This window comes from Photobacterium sp. SP02 (genome assembly GCF_038519165.1).
In the GTDB taxonomy this organism is placed as follows: domain Bacteria; phylum Pseudomonadota; class Gammaproteobacteria; order Enterobacterales; family Vibrionaceae; genus Photobacterium; species Photobacterium halotolerans.
In genome coordinates this window covers 1-398 of record NZ_JASJOJ010000176.1, presented here as the reverse complement: position 1 = coordinate 398, position 398 = coordinate 1, and the positions used below count along the sequence as shown (strand labels likewise).

Sequence of the window (398 nt, the reverse complement as noted above, 5' to 3'; positions counted from 1 at the left end):
CCGCCAGTGCCGCTTTATGTGCGTATGCCACAAGCCATCACGCAGTCGCAATTGGATAACTGGTATCAAACCTGGCGTCCTGATAGCGGCTTAGAAAAGGTACTTGGCCGGGTGGTGCTGAGTCATCACACAGAACATACGCATTTTTCTGATGTGTTAAGAAGCCTGAATGAAGAAGAAGTGGTGATGGCGATCTCTCTGGATTCCCCAATATCGGCACTGGATGCGCTCTCACAGCGTAATCTGCTGCAGACGGCTCAGCATCCCTGGGGAGTGATTGCCAGCGAGGGCGCAGCAGGGGCCGTACTGGCATCGCGCAGTCTGGTCGAAGCATTGAAATTAACGCCACAGGCCAGACTGGACAGCTGGCACTGCGAGCAGGGTGCGGGCGAGCAGTT

At 55.5% G+C, this 398-nt stretch carries 1 pseudogene; it reads left to right on the top strand.

Features of this window, described 5'->3' with window-relative positions:
- Positions 1-398 (top strand): annotated as a pseudogene (locus tag P0Y67_RS22890) (hypothetical protein); the annotation flags it as partial.